This is a genomic window from Sulfurimonas sp., from assembly GCF_041563495.1.
Lineage (GTDB): Bacteria > Campylobacterota > Campylobacteria > Campylobacterales > Sulfurimonadaceae > Sulfurimonas.
On the sequence record NZ_JBFFMZ010000002.1, the window covers coordinates 252207 to 265721 of the forward strand.

The 13515-nt window shown below is 35.6% G+C and carries 13 protein-coding genes; 5 read left to right on the plus strand and 8 right to left on the minus strand.

Annotated features, from left to right (window positions below; genetic code table 11):
* Positions 1 to 73 precede the first annotated feature (73 nt).
* From ABYK18_RS03190 to ABYK18_RS03210, 5 genes are all read left to right on the plus strand, one after another.
* Positions 74 to 901, plus strand: a complete 828-nt coding sequence (locus ABYK18_RS03190) for a hypothetical protein (protein WP_373035177.1) — start codon at positions 74 to 76, stop codon at positions 899 to 901.
* Between the two features lie 48 nt (positions 902 to 949).
* The gene (locus ABYK18_RS03195) at positions 950 to 1582 is read left to right on the plus strand and encodes a response regulator transcription factor (protein ID WP_373035178.1); all 633 of its coding nucleotides are present in this window, start codon (positions 950 to 952) and stop codon (positions 1580 to 1582) included.
* On the plus strand, positions 1575 to 2630 hold the full coding sequence (locus ABYK18_RS03200; RefSeq protein WP_373035179.1) for a sensor histidine kinase: 1056 nt from the start codon (positions 1575 to 1577) through the stop codon (positions 2628 to 2630). The genes ABYK18_RS03195 and ABYK18_RS03200 overlap by 8 nt, the downstream gene beginning before the upstream one ends.
* Positions 2631 to 2696: 66 nt before the next feature.
* The gene (locus ABYK18_RS03205; protein ID WP_373035180.1) at positions 2697 to 3116 is read left to right on the plus strand and encodes a hypothetical protein; all 420 of its coding nucleotides are present in this window, start codon (positions 2697 to 2699) and stop codon (positions 3114 to 3116) included.
* 13 nt (positions 3117 to 3129) lie between these two features.
* The gene (locus ABYK18_RS03210; protein ID WP_373035181.1) at positions 3130 to 3942 is read left to right on the plus strand and encodes a DUF3187 domain-containing protein; all 813 of its coding nucleotides are present in this window, start codon (positions 3130 to 3132) and stop codon (positions 3940 to 3942) included.
* 9 nt (positions 3943 to 3951) lie between these two features.
* Here ABYK18_RS03210 and ABYK18_RS03215 read toward each other — a convergent pair whose 3' ends face one another.
* The 8 genes from ABYK18_RS03215 to ABYK18_RS03250 form a co-directional block, all read right to left on the minus strand.
* On the minus strand, positions 3952 to 5952 hold the full coding sequence (locus ABYK18_RS03215) for a penicillin-binding protein 1A (RefSeq protein ID WP_373035182.1): 2001 nt from the start codon (positions 5950 to 5952) through the stop codon (positions 3952 to 3954).
* Positions 5949 to 6638, minus strand: a complete 690-nt coding sequence (locus ABYK18_RS03220; RefSeq protein WP_373035183.1) for an ATP-binding cassette domain-containing protein — start codon at positions 6636 to 6638, stop codon at positions 5949 to 5951. The genes ABYK18_RS03215 and ABYK18_RS03220 overlap by 4 nt, the downstream gene beginning before the upstream one ends.
* Positions 6639 to 6664: 26 nt before the next feature.
* Positions 6665 to 7549 carry a DNA adenine methylase gene (locus tag ABYK18_RS03225; protein ID WP_373035184.1) on the minus strand — a complete coding sequence of 295 codons (885 nt, stop codon included), beginning with the start codon at positions 7547 to 7549 and terminating at the stop codon, positions 6665 to 6667.
* 1 nt (position 7550) lies between these two features.
* The gene (locus ABYK18_RS03230; protein WP_373035185.1) at positions 7551 to 8162 is read right to left on the minus strand and encodes a BglII/BstYI family type II restriction endonuclease; all 612 of its coding nucleotides are present in this window, start codon (positions 8160 to 8162) and stop codon (positions 7551 to 7553) included.
* Complete coding sequence (gene dcm / locus ABYK18_RS03235; protein WP_373035186.1) at positions 8152 to 9465, minus strand: DNA (cytosine-5-)-methyltransferase; 1314 nt, start codon at positions 9463 to 9465, stop codon at positions 8152 to 8154. The genes ABYK18_RS03230 and dcm overlap by 11 nt, the downstream gene beginning before the upstream one ends.
* Positions 9466 to 9593: 128 nt before the next feature.
* The gene (locus ABYK18_RS03240) at positions 9594 to 10604 is read right to left on the minus strand and encodes a DNA adenine methylase (protein WP_373035187.1); all 1011 of its coding nucleotides are present in this window, start codon (positions 10602 to 10604) and stop codon (positions 9594 to 9596) included.
* A gap of 65 nt (positions 10605 to 10669) precedes the next feature.
* Entirely contained in the window at positions 10670 to 11764 is a 1095-nt protein-coding gene (locus ABYK18_RS03245; RefSeq protein WP_373035188.1) for an aminotransferase class I/II-fold pyridoxal phosphate-dependent enzyme, read from the minus strand.
* Between the two features lie 2 nt (positions 11765 to 11766).
* Positions 11767 to 13437 (minus strand): diguanylate cyclase, encoded by a 1671-nt coding sequence (locus ABYK18_RS03250; RefSeq protein ID WP_373035189.1) that lies wholly within the window; start codon positions 13435 to 13437, stop codon positions 11767 to 11769.
* Positions 13438 to 13515 lie beyond the last annotated feature (78 nt).

Below are 13515 nucleotides of genomic sequence, written 5' to 3' on the forward strand. Positions count from 1 at the left end.
AAGAAAATGATTATTTATGCTAATGTAAGATATAATTGCAACTATAATTCAAATTGCTTACTCAGGACTTCTTATGTCATCGACACAACCGACTATCAAACCCAACAACCACCGCGTTCATCCATGTCCTAACGATAAGAAATTATCTCTGGCAAACAAACTTATTTCTGAAAATAGAAATGACAAAATCATCGTAGTGACATCCATAGATGCTAAAAGTGTTGAAGAATTTTTACAAAATGAAAACTCTCAGGCATTGGAAAACGTACAAGTCGTAGATGACAAAACACTTATCAAATCTGAAGACCTGACTTGTGACCTGCTTATAAGTCTTGATGTTCCTGCCAAAGCTGTTATATATATGGCTAGACTATCTCACACGACCGGCAAAGCGCTTCTTCTTATAAATGAGAGTGAGCAGAAACTTCTTTACCCTATCGAGACTCTTTTAGGTCGTGTAATCAAACAAGACATCATAGAAGGTTTTGAGTATGAAGCCAAAGAGAAACCAAAAGCAGACTCAAGACCTGCTCCTAAAGCAATGTCAAAAAAAGACATAAAAGAAGAAGCTAAAAAACGTTATGACAAAGAAACAGGCGAGCCAAAGCCAAAGCGTGAATACAAATCTGACGACAAGAAAGACTTTAAAAAGGATTTCAAAAGAGATGATAAGAAAGATTTCAAAAAATCTGACAAAGATGACAAATGGGCGAAAAAGAAAAAAGAGCCTAACAAGTACTTAGGCAAAGATGAAAACGGAAAAGCAATCTTCTCAGGAAAAAGCGGAGAGAGAAACCATCGCCACGACGGAACTCCAAAAGACAAATACGATGCCCCTAAAAAAGTAGGAAGAAAGATAAACATCAAGTCTCTTAAAAAATCTGAAGACAAAAAAGACTAATCACTCAATATTAACACTTCGCTAATACTCATATCTTATAATTAAGGTATGAGCAAAAAAATACTACTTCTAGAAGACGACTTTTTACTGGCACAAACCCTGCAGGAACTCCTGGCATCTGAGGGTTATGATGTAACCTTGGCTACATCCGGCGACTCAGCCATTGATGAGACATACGAAAACAGTTTCGACCTCTATGTGTTTGACATAAATGTACCCGATATCAGCGGTCTTGAGCTTCTAAAGAGTCTCAGAGATGCAGACGATAAAACCCAGACAATTTTTATAAGTGCTTTAGTTGACATAGAGTCAATTTCAAAAGCTTTTGAAATCGGAGCAGAGGACTATATCAAAAAGCCTTTTTTCCCAGAAGAACTTCTTATAAGGGTAAATGCCAAACTCTCATCTAAAAATTCAAATATCAAATACAATTCTTTGGAGTACAACCCCCAAAGCAAACTGCTAAAAAAAGATGGTCATGCGCTTGGTCTCGGTGAGACTCAGGAAAAATTATTTGACATCTTCATACAAAACATCGGTCAGGTACTAGACAAAGAGATACTCATGGAGTGCTTGGAAAAACCTTCTCCGACAGCTCTTAGAGTTGCAATTACGAAGCTCAAACAAACAACCGGACTTAATATTAAAAACCTTAGAGGCATAGGATATATTCTTGAATAAAGTTGAGAGAGAATCATTTTTAAAAAGCTTTTTACTTTTTTTCACATCACTTAGTCTGCTCATCGCAACTCTCTTTTACATCAACTTTACAAAAGAGGTTCAGACGCTCGATGAAAAGCTGTTTTCGGAGATGCGGGTATGCAGTTTTGATTTGAAGTGTGAACAGTTTCGCATAGACTTCATAGAACGAACAGATGAAAAACTATACTCTCTTTACAAAGATGAAAATGGACTGAGCAGTTACTACCCAATACCAGGTTCCACTAAAAACATCATGCTTTTACGCTTAGACAATCAAAAATATAATGAAGAAGTAAATCAGCTAAAATATGATGATGTCTGGAGGTTTTTTGCTGTTCTAGTTGTCGTGTTTATACTCTCTTTATTGTTCTCCATATATGCGCTCTACCCTCTTAGGAACGCTCTGCTTCTCACGCAAGAGTTCATAAAAGACATACTTCATGATTTTAACACACCGCTCTCAACTTTGCGTCTCAACTGTTCAATGTTAAAAAGAGAGATAGGAGAGAATGAAAAAGTGGATAGAATCGAGCAAAGCGTGCAAAACGTACTCTCTCTTCAAAAGCATCTTCGCTCCTATCTTCATAACCACGATATGCAAAATGAAGAATTTGAACTGCATACCTTAGTAAAAGAGCAGGTATATTTGCTTGAGAAAAACTATACAGACATAAGCTTCATCATAGATGCAAAAGAGGTAAAGCTTTTGACAAACAAAGAAGCCTTCACGCGCATCGTAAACAATATCCTCACAAATGCGGCGAAGTACAACAAAAAAGGCGGTTTAGTAAATATAGTATATAAGAATGCTGACAAAACTCTAAATATCATAGATTCAGGAAAAGGAATAAAAAACCCGAAAAAAATATTTGACAGATTTTACAAAGAACAAGACAGAGGCATAGGCATTGGACTTCACATAGTTAAAAAACTCTGTGATGAGCTTGGTATAAACATTCGCGTTACAAGCGAGATTGATAAAGGGAGCATCTTCTCTCTTGATCTGTCAAAGCTTACACTTCGCTAACAATTGACTTACATATGGCTAACACTCTTATGTGACAATAACACCATAAAAACAAAAGGATAAAAGATGAAAACTTTAAATCTGACAGCGACTTTGATGTTGCTTGGAACTTTGACATTGGGTATGGCAGCAACTGTAGATGAGCAGATAGCTGCCATAGAAGCGGCGGCAACACCAGAGGAGAGAGTAACGCTTGTAAATGAGTTTAAGCAGACTATCTCTGCTCTCAGTGCTCAGGAGAGAGCAGAAGCTATAACAAGACTACGTGCAAACATGAACAAAGACGGTGAACAACTTCAAACTCAGACACAGACAAGAGAAAGAACAAGAGAGAGAAGTCGTATAAATCAGATGGAGCAGACACAAGAGATGCAAAGAACTCAGCAGATGCAACAAACTCAAGCAGGTTCTCAAGCTATGCAGCAGAATAAAATAGGTGCTGGTGCAGGTGGACAAGGTCAAAACAGATTTATGGGAAACAGATAAATGGAGATAAATAATGACTAAGATACTACTTGTACTTCTAGCTATATCGCTATCTGTTTTTGCGTATAGCGACTATGATATGGACGGCGTTGACGACAAGACGGATCAATGTCCTAACACACCCTTTAGTGATTTGGTAAACACTAAAGGGTGCAGCATAAAAAGTCTGGAATCCCCACATCACTTTGATATTATATTTGGAATCAACTATTCTCAGACCAGTTATGAGACTCTTGAAGATGCAGATACCGTCTCTGAGAGTCTGCAGATAGACTACTACTACAAAGACTTTTCACTGCAGGCAAGTTCATCATACTATAACTCTCAAAGTGCTACTTACAACAACAGCGGAACAAATGACTCGTTTTTGGGCGCTTACTATAAACTAAACCCTTCAAACAAACTGACTCTTCGGCTGGGTGCGGGTGCTATTATCCCTACATATAAATCAGACCTCAACAACAATAACACTGATTTTACCGCATCTGCGAATCTCAGCTATATGTTAAAAAATGCAAATCTGTTTGGTGGTTACAGCTATACCGTAATAAACGATGATGACATACCCGCGCAGAGTGTAGCTTACCAAAATACAAATTCTTACAATTTCGGTTTGGGTTTTTACCCTACTTCAAAAGTCTATATCAGCGGTGCTTATAACAGCAGTGACAGCATCTATAAAGATGTGGATATAATCAACACGGTATCTATCAACGTTTTTTACAACATAGATGCGAACTGGTTTACGACTGTAAACTATGCGTATGGATTAAGCAATACTGCTAGTGATAACTACGCATCTTTAAGAGTGGGTTATTACTTTTAAGAAGAAGAATTAAAAAAGTAATTCTTCTCCAGGTTTAGCATCGTTTTCTGTTCTAGGCGGTTTAGAGATATCACTAAAATACTCTTTTTTGCCGCCTACGTCAACTTCGACAATCCCCTCAGGAGCTACAAACTCTCTTTGAATCTGCGGATATAGTCTCAGTAAGTTTTCATAGTACTGAGAAAAGGCAGGACCGGCTATCTTACCGCCCGTCTCCCATCTGTGCATCGGTGTATTATCATCGTTTCCAAACCAGACAACAGTCTCTATGGTAGGCGAGTAACCTGCGAACCATCCGTCTATATTGTTGTTTGTAGTTCCTGTCTTTCCTGCCAGTTCAATGCCTTTAGCTCTTGCTCTTCTACCAGTACCGCGTTTAACGACATCTCTTAAAATCGTCGTCATTATAAAAGCCTGGGTCGGTTCAGTTATAAAACGGGTCTTCTCGGTTTTTTCATAGATAGTATTTCCATTTTTATCTATGGAACTTATTAGATGCGGCTCAATCTGCAGGCCGCCGTTTGCAAATGAAGTGTAGTATTTTGCAAGTTCAAGAGGTGAAAGCGAGATTGTACCAAGAGAGATGGAAAGGTCATGAGGAAGATTCTCAATGCCAAATTTATCTAACTCTTTTAGCAGTTGCTTCAGTCCTATGTCATTTACAAGGTTAATGGTAGCCAGATTTCTGGAATGAATAAGTGCCTCTCTTAAACTGATAAGACCTTTATAATTTTTTTCATAGTTTTTTGGCTGCCACTTTAACTCTTCTCCGTCTTTTTCGTAAGTGTACGTTCTGGCGATATCAACAAGTTCAGTAGCTCCTGAGTATCCAAGATCAACAGCTACTTGATATATAAAAGGTTTAAAAGCAGAGCCCGGGAGTCTTTTTCCCTGTGTAGCACGATTGTATGAAGAAGTTTTATAATCAACACTTCCCACAAGAGCCAAAATATCTCCGGTCTTAGAATCAAGAGAAACAAGTGCGCCGTTTAGTAAAGATGTATTTACATCATAACATACCTCATACTCAGGATTTCTCTCAAGTATCTTTGCTTCTCTTACTTTATACTCTTCTATTCTCTTTAAAGAGTTATCATATGCATCTTTTAGTGCTTCTCTTGCTACTTCTTGAAGTCTGGTATCAATAGTGGTATATATCTCATAGCCGCCTGTTTTCATATCTTTTATGCCAAGGCCCCAAGCGCGCCTTGCAACTTCATCAACAATAAACGGAGCTTTGTTTTGGGTAAGTGTATCATCAAAGACTTCTGGACTCTCAATTAGAGCTTCATTGTATGTATCTTCATCGATCCAGCCAAGTGCATGCATCCTTGAAACAACTCTGTTAGCCCTGCCCATAGAAATCTCATAGTTTTTTGTGGGTGCATATGTACTCGGAGCTTTTGGAAGGCCTACTAAAATAGCCATCTCTTTTAGAGTCAAATCCGCAAGTTTTTTATGAAAATAACCATCGGCTGCCGTTTTAATACCATAGTATCCATGCCCGTAGTAAATCTCGTTTAAATAGCACTCGAGTATCTGCTCTTTACTTAGAGCTCTCTCTAGCTTAAGAGCATAAATAGCTTCTTTTATTTTGCGTGAGAGTTTCTTCTCTCGTGTTAGAAGTACATTTTTAACAAGCTGTTGGGTAATAGTACTCGCACCCTCAACAGCACTTCCTGCTTTTATGACTTTGATAGCAGCACGAAAAATCGCATCTATGTTTATGCCCGGATGCTCAAAAAAAGTAGTATCTTCTATGGCTACAAGTGCTTCTATGACTCTTGGGGGAATCTCCGCAAAAGAAGCGTAGTATCTATGTTTTACATCAAATATATTTGCTATTTTATCGCCGTTTTTGTCATAGATTCTGGTAGTAATATCCGGTTTATAATTTGTAAGGGATGATATATCATATTCATATGCAACTAAGAAATATCCTAAAAGCAAAAACGGCGATAAAAACCCGATTAATAATATGCTTAAAAATATATTTTTAACTCTATTCATCTTCTAAATTCCCTGTTAGCAAAATTTGCTTCTATTAATGTTTTTGTATACTCTTTTTGCGGAGAGTTTAATATGTTTAGCATATTTCCGCTCTCTACTATTTTGCCGTCTTTAATCACACATATATCTTCACAGATTGCTTTTGCAGAGTTCATATCATGCGTAACAAAGAGCATCTTAAAGCCATGTATCTTTTGAAGCTTTCTCAATAAGTCCAAAATCAAAGTTCTGGTCTCAGGATCGAGCGCTGTTGTCGGCTCATCCAAAAGTATAAGTTTTGGTTCCTGCTCCAACGCAATCGCTATGACAACTCTTTGGAGCTGTCCGCCAGATAACTCTGGGACAAATCTGTCTAATAGACTCACGTCTAAATCAACTTGAGAAAAAAGCTCTCTAATCCTAGCTTCATCTACAAAAAACTGTTTTCTGATTTTTGTAAGAGGAGAGAGTGCGGTAAACGGGTTTTGAGGGACAAAAGAGATATTTTTACCTGCTTTTAGCTCAAACTTTGCATCTACATCCAACTCACACTTCATACTGCTAGGCAACATTCCCAAAAGTGCTTTAAGCGTCAAACTTTTTCCGCTTCCGCTTTGACCCACTAATGCCAATGATGACTTAATCTCGAAGTCTATATCTACTAATATTTTATCTTCTAGGTCTATTTTTAGTCTGCTGATTTTCATTATAGATATTTTATCTAAATTTTGAGTTAATAGTTAGTTACTAAAATCTCTTTAGTGCTGTCTGCTTCTTTATTTTTTGCTTGATAATTGCAGTTATGATAAGTATAATCAAGGTTATGAACCTTATACTTTTTACTCCACTCCAGCAAAAGATTATTTTTATTGCCCTTGTTTTCAAACACATTTGATAGTGCAAACTTTACACCCTTTGCATCTAAAGTATCCATGTAGTCTAAGAGTTCCTGCTCTTTTTCTTCATTCCAACCGCCGTTTTCATTATAGGCAGCGAGTGTTGCCAAGTAAGGAGGATCTATGTAGACAAAGGAGTCTTTTGAGACAACTATCTCTTTAAAATCTCGGCTGCTGAAAGAGATGTTTAAAGTGTTTAGCCTGTCTATAAAAAGCTCCAAGTTTTTCTTCATGTTCTTGTTGAAATCTCTTTTATTTACCGGGGTGTTAAACTCGCCCTTAGAGTTGAAGCGGATTTGGTTATTAAAGGCAAAGACCAGAGTTGCGTAAAACATCAATGGAGTTGGTTTTTTATTGTAATCAGACCTTAGTTTTTCGTAGGCTTTCTTGTTGTACGCGCCAACCCCTTTGGAGGAGTTTGTTTTATACTTATCGTAACCGTACTTTGTGGTGTTTGAGAGTTTGTACGAGTCTATAATCTCTTCTATTTGAGCTATGATATCACCAGATGCGCTACGCTTTAAAAACTTGTAAAGCTCTATGATATCAGTGTTAATATCATTTGCAATAATCCTCTTCGCATCTACGTTTACAGCCACATTGCATCCGCCTGCAAACAAGTCCACAAAAGTATCAATTCTAGCCGGAAACAGCGGTGCAATCTGTTTTAAAAGCTTGTGTTTTCCGCCTGTGTAGTTTAGAGGGGATTTTAGATTTCGCATCTTATAGTTTTTTTACTATACCTTGCTTTGTATTTCCTACTTGCTTATGTTCAATTTTAAAACTGTTTGGTGCTTCCAAACCTATAATAACCATCGGTACAGTCAATAATCCTCTTAAAGGATCTAAATATCTTTCAAATTTTTCAAACTCACCTGTAGCACCATCAAAGCCACCTTTTGTTTTCAAGTCTTTAGTAGCACATATTACTATTGCAATATCTGTTTTTATCTCTTTTTCTACATGATTTAGTTCACTAGCTATTGTTGGTTTAACTAGATTCCAAGCAATTGCTTCTCCATGATTAAAAGCAACTTCTATAGATATATTTTCATTGGCAAAATCTAATCTCCAAGATTTATTAGCATATTCAATATCATTAAAAATTTTTGATTCTGGTTTCCAACCAATAGAAACTAGTTTTTCTTTAATAACTTTATTTAATGCAACAGACAAACCTTTTGGAACCCGTTTATTTGACTCATGCGCAAAAATTATTTCTTCATCTGTTATTGATTCAATTGTTTCTAATAATTCATCCCATTTTTGCTTATATTTTGGTTCATTATTTAAAATTAATTCTCCATATCTATATGACTTTAATTTATATTTCATCTAATATTTTTTCTCCTAATTTTTCAACAATCCCTACAACCAAGGCATTACCCATTAAAAAAGCTCTCTTTGTATCAGAAACACCATCCGTATGATTATCTGGGAACATATTTATACGCTCTAGCTCTAGTGGGGTCAATCTTCTATGCTTTCCATTAACACAAACTACATGTTTAAATCTAGAAGCACTTGCTCCACCTTCTCCAGTTATTATTGTTCGAGCCGGTTTAGTTAAACAATCTGGGAAACCCATACTACCTTCAGAATATGTATATTTATGCCCTGTAGTTTTGTTAATTCGATCTATTGATTTAGAACCTTTTTGATATTTCCATCTCTCTAATTCTTCGTCACTTATATAAAACTCTTTTGGTACTGTATTTTCATCTTGTAATAAATCACCTAAAACCGTATATTGTCCATCATATTCAACTTCTACTTTTGATGTATGATATACACCATCAATCATATATCCAGCATCTAAAAAAGCATTTTGTTTTGGTGTTTTTCTATTAAAGTTATTTGTTATATCTACTAAATTGTTACTCAATTTATCTGTTAAAATATTTTTATCTTCTATGCATTTTATTGGAAAAGTTTTAGCAAATATTCCAATTTTAGAAATATTATCAATGTTAGAATTATTTTTCAAATTCTTGTAAAAAGATGTGTCTTTCTTAGTTGCAAATATAAAAACTCTTCGTCTTCTTTGTGGCATACCATAATCACTAGCATTTATGACTCTCCACTCTACAGCATATCCAAGATTGTTCAGTGATGAAAGTATAATCGCAAAATCTCTACCTCTTTGATTAGCTGGAGATTTTAAGAGTCTATCAACATTTTCAAGTAATAAATACTTAGGTGCTTTTTCTTTTTTTTCTTCTAAAATTCTATAAATTTCCCACCATAAAACACCTTTTTTTCCCACTATTCCATGTGAGTTTTTAAGTGTACTTGCAACTGAGTAATCTTGACATGGAAAACCACCAACAAGTAAGTCATGATCCGGAATATCCTTTACTTCTACCTCTGATATATTTTCATTTGAATGATTCTCATAACCGAACTGTTTTTCATAAATTTGAGAAGCATGTTGAATTTTAGTAGAAGGTTCCCACTGGTTACTCCATACTACTTTAAATTTCTTAGAATAATCACTGATATTTTCTAATCCAATACGAAAGCCACCAACACCTGCAAACAGTTCAATAGTTTTAATATAGTCTTGTGATACTTGCATATTCATTACTGTTTGTTTTTCCATTATTTGATTAAAACTAAATAAATTTGGTATTTTCATAATGCTTCCTATCTATTATTTAGATAAGAATAGCACGAGAAAAAAATTTATTCAAAATTTATGACAAATTGCCATATTTGTAGTATTAGTATTCTATCTAATTTTAGTTAAGTCACTTGTTAAATACACTATTTAACTTTTACAAAATAAACTAATTCTTTATTATCAGCGTGTTCGCTTTTTCCAGTTGTAAAGGCTTTGTAGTCTTTTTCAAAAATCTTCACTTCACCGCGTTTTGAGAGGCTTTTTATAATCTCTTCATCACTTATTTTCGCATTACTTCTGTCATTCCCGCGGTTTGCCATGTTGTTGTAAGAGAGAAGCATATATTTACATTTTGCATTGATAACAAGATCGTCAAAACTTTCCGCGGCACTTTTAAGTGAGTAGTCGCTTTTTATTTTGCTTCTGTCAAACTTCTTCGCTACCCCAAAGACTTCGGGTTTTTGCCAAAGTGAAAGGTTTTCAAGCAGATGGTAGGCATCGCAATATTGTCTGGAATTATATGGCGGGTCCATGTAAAGCACATCACACTCCATATCGCGGACAAGCATATTTGCGTCTGTGTTGTGTACTTCATTGTTTACGTTTTTTTCGCTGTCAATGTGGAGCATCTTCATCTCGAAGTTCTGCTCTCTTATCTCTTTTTTTATATATGCATCGTAGTGCCCGACAGTATTTGCGATGCGGTCTATCGCATAGTTTAGAGAAGTTAAAAGTATATGTTTTTCTTTTAGGTTTATTGCATCTGATATAAAGAGTTTTTTTATCTCTTCACGAATATAACCTATCTTTTTTGCCACATCATCTCTGAAGTAACGACCTCCAAAATTTTTAGAAAAATAGTTGGCTCTTGAAGTAGTAGATGCATTAAACTCATCTATGTAATTTAAAACTTTTTTCTCATCAAACTCTTCATCGTTTAAAAAAGCATTCAGTGAGACAAAGTTTTGGTAAAGCAGGTCGTTTGAGATGATTTTTTTGTCTTTGGCATTGAAGTATTCACCTACAACACCCGTACCCGAAAAGATATCACACAAAGAGTCAAATTTACCGACTTCAGTTTGGATTATCTCATCTATGAAAGGTAATATCGAGTTTTTATTGCCTAGGTATCTTCTTTGCGATATTTTATACAAGAGTTATCTCCAACGTTTTATTGGCACAATTGTACAAAAAAAACATGCCTCTCTTGTTAAATATTTCAAAGTGTCATACTTTTTATAGATTTACAAAGATTTCGCAGCTCACCTTCACTCTGAGCGAGTCTTGCGATGAGTCTGATGATGCCACTTTTAACCGTCGGCTGTCTGATGCCTCCGACCGCATATCCGTCTGAGTAAAGTCTGTTTTTTATATCCATGACTTTGACATTATCGCCTATAGGTATCGGGACAATCAGACCTTCAACCTTTATGCCGAGTTCTTCGTAAACAACACTCTTGCGAAGTTCAATCTGTTTTTTTAAATCATCTGCATTTGAGAGTATAAACTTCAAAGCGTTATGAGCGAGAAGAGTATCATAAAGCGATAATGATGTAGCGTAAATGATAGGTTTGGCACGGTTTATAAGATACTCGACAATGTGCTCAGATGCCAAGATATAAGCACCGAAACTTCCGTAAGCTTTACCGAGAGTTCCCATTTTTATGTGGTTTGGTTTTGGCACAACGCCGTAAAGGTCAAACACGCCCATAAGTTTATCTCCGACAACCCCGCTGCTGTGAGCTTCATCAACTATAAGCAAAGCATCTTCGTTGTCACAGATGCCAAATACCTCAGAATCCACCAAGTCGCCGTCCATGGAGTAGATGCCCTCTACTGCCACTATCTTTCTTCTGGCATCTGATGATTTTAGCATCTGCGCTAATTCCTGCATATCATTATGTTTGAAAAACTTTACGTTTATACCGTTTATCTGAGATGCAAGCACTCCGGAAGCGTGGTAAAGCTCATCCATAAAAAGCTCGTCACCGCGTCTTACGAGTGCTTCTATAAGAGCTATATTGGCATTGAAACCGCTGCCAAGAACTACAGCTTCAGGAAATCCGTTTGCTTCTTTCAAAGAGTTTTCAAAGTCTTTGTGTATCTGGTGATAACCGTTTACAAGCAAAGAGGCTTTTGAACTGTGCAGAGGCAGGTTTGAGAGTGTCTGACATGTTGATTCATGAAGTTCTTTGTTGTGTGAGAGTCCAAGGTAATCATTAGATGCAAAGTCTAAAACATCATTATCCACTACTTCTCTTGTTCTGTATCTGCCTGAACGCTTAAGCGCTTTTAGTTCATTTTCGTAATACATCTTTATCCAACAACAACTGTGTTTCTTCCACTTGCTTTAGCCTTGTAAAGTGCGTCATCAACTCTTTTATATATAAATTCTATCTCTTCACCTGGGATGTATTCAACAACCCCGAAACTTATAGTAATAGGAATGACTTTTCTGCATTCTTCTACTTTGATTCTTAGTTTTTCAGCAATTTGTCGTGCTTCATCTACAGATGCATGAGGGAGAATAATCATAAATTCTTCACCGCCGATTCTGCAAAACACATCTGCATCTCTTAAAAGTGAGTGTATCAATTTTGCATATTCTATAAGCACTTCATCACCTACACCGTGTCCGTGCTTGTCATTTACTTCTTTAAAAAAATCAATGTCAAACATCACTAAAGACAATGGATGCTGATATCTTTTTGCACGTCGTATCTCTTCTTCAATCTTATTGTGAAAATATCTACGATTTCCAATGCCTGTCAAAGCATCCGTAACACTTAGATGCTCCAACTCTTTTTTGTAGTTTTCCTGCTCAGTTATATCTGTAAGGACTATACTGTAATAATCTTCCTCGTTTGAAAGGTTGTATGCACTTATGAAGAAGTAGTAGAGTTTGTTAAAAATATTTATTTTTACTTTATGACTTAAAGAATTATTTTGAATCAAATAATCAACCCATCCAATACCGTTCATGTCTTTTTGGAGGTATCCATCTTCTTTTACAAAAAAGTTGCATATGCACCCATTCTCTTTTTTGAACTCTTCAAGAGTCTTATATCTGTCAAAATATTTAAAAAATATCTCATTCACATCTACGATTGATTTTCTATTATTTATGATTACGATATTTGTGGCAGAATCTATAATGTTTTGATAATATTTTTTTTGTCTTCTGTTTGCAAAAAACAGCATTGTGCTCACAACAATAGCAATACCCATAATAACAATGATTCCAAGCGTAAGCCACTTAAACATGAAAAAGTCCAAATCCATATTTGAAATGCTGTCAATTTTCTTAAACATTATGTAATACCCGACGGGTTTTTCATTTTTGTTCTTAAGTTCGTAAGAAACTATGATTTGACCATTTTCGATTTTGTAGGAATCGTTAAAATATTTTTCTATTCCATTATGCTTCAAATAGTCTCTAGCAGCTCTCGGTGCATCAAAGTTTGCAACATAGTAATCGTCTATAAATAATTTTGTAAATGGTTGTTCAAGTTGCTTTTTAAACTCTTTTTTCAAAACAACAACAGAATCAATGTTTGACTTTTTCAACTCTTTGGATATAGAGTTAAAATGTGAAATCACTTCTACGATACCTACAAATTCTTTACCTATAAAAAGGGGGACGATAGCTTTTATGGAAAGGTCAAACTTACCTACACTGACTGAATAAGCAACTTCCTCATTTATGACAACATTAACAAGGTCTTGTCTGATATTTTTAAGATTATCACCTTTTTTTGGACTCCAGCTTCTGTATAATGAGGTAATGTTTTCATCAAATATCTGTATCCAGATATTTTTATAAAGAGTGTTCTCTTTATATTTGGCAATTAAGCTTTTATAATAATCCTGTCTTATATTTTTGTTTTTTATATCTTCCGCCAGATATCTCTCATTGGCTATACTCAGAGCCATAGCAACCGTGGCTTTTTGCTTTTGCAAAATCATACCGGCAACTTTTTCATGCATCGAAAGCGCCTGAACTTTATGTTTAGAAGCTGCTAAGACATCTCTTTTAGATTTTAAAAAATCTATATACTGCCAACT

Coding starts and splice junctions, on each gene's coding strand:
- ABYK18_RS03225 (WP_373035184.1), bottom strand. CDS start 7,549: ATGCGAAATCTAAAATCCCCTCTAAACTACACAGGCGGAAAACACAAG.
- ABYK18_RS03195 (WP_373035178.1), top strand. CDS start 950: ATGAGCAAAAAAATACTACTTCTAGAAGACGACTTTTTACTGGCACAA.
- ABYK18_RS03205 (WP_373035180.1), top strand. CDS start 2,697: ATGAAAACTTTAAATCTGACAGCGACTTTGATGTTGCTTGGAACTTTG.
- ABYK18_RS03230 (WP_373035185.1), bottom strand. CDS start 8,162: ATGAAATATAAATTAAAGTCATATAGATATGGAGAATTAATTTTAAAT.
- ABYK18_RS03210 (WP_373035181.1), top strand. CDS start 3,130: ATGACTAAGATACTACTTGTACTTCTAGCTATATCGCTATCTGTTTTT.
- dcm (WP_373035186.1), bottom strand. CDS start 9,465: ATGAAAATACCAAATTTATTTAGTTTTAATCAAATAATGGAAAAACAA.
- ABYK18_RS03215 (WP_373035182.1), bottom strand. CDS start 5,952: ATGAATAGAGTTAAAAATATATTTTTAAGCATATTATTAATCGGGTTT.
- ABYK18_RS03220 (WP_373035183.1), bottom strand. CDS start 6,638: ATGAAAATCAGCAGACTAAAAATAGACCTAGAAGATAAAATATTAGTA.
- ABYK18_RS03245 (WP_373035188.1), bottom strand. CDS start 11,764: ATGTATTACGAAAATGAACTAAAAGCGCTTAAGCGTTCAGGCAGATAC.
- ABYK18_RS03250 (WP_373035189.1), bottom strand. CDS start 13,437: ATGCATGAAAAAGTTGCCGGTATGATTTTGCAAAAGCAAAAAGCCACG.
- ABYK18_RS03190 (WP_373035177.1), top strand. CDS start 74: ATGTCATCGACACAACCGACTATCAAACCCAACAACCACCGCGTTCAT.